Origin of the sequence: Brevundimonas sp. P7753, assembly GCF_013386595.1 — a bacterium.
Classification (GTDB): domain Bacteria; phylum Pseudomonadota; class Alphaproteobacteria; order Caulobacterales; family Caulobacteraceae; genus Brevundimonas; species Brevundimonas bullata.
Genome location: NZ_JACARP010000255.1, coordinates 1 through 320, shown reverse-complemented (window position 1 = coordinate 320; position 320 = coordinate 1). Strand labels below are relative to the sequence as shown.

General features: G+C 71.2%; 1 pseudogene. It reads left to right on the top strand.

The window, feature by feature from the left end:
• Nucleotides 1-320: pseudogene (locus HX774_RS19470) on the top strand (disulfide bond formation protein DsbA); the annotation flags it as partial.

Below are 320 nucleotides of genomic sequence, written 5' to 3'. Positions count from 1 at the left end.
CCCGACCCCCGCAGCCCCGAAAGGCAGCCTCCTGTCGTCCCCATCCGGCAAGACCCTGGCCGGCGCCGCTCTGGCCGTCTCGGTCCTCGCTCTGGGCCTTTCTGCTACGCCCTACCTGACCGGCGGCGATTTCGGCGGACGGGTGCGGGCCTATCTGGTGGCCAATCCGCAGGTGCTGGACGAGGTTCTGGCCGCGCGTCAGGCCAATGAGGAGCAATCCCGCGTCGAGACGATCAACGCCGCCGTCAAGGCCAACCCGGCTCTGCTGGCCCCCGACGCGCGCGACCCCAGCTTCGGTCCCGCCGACGCCAAGGTCACGG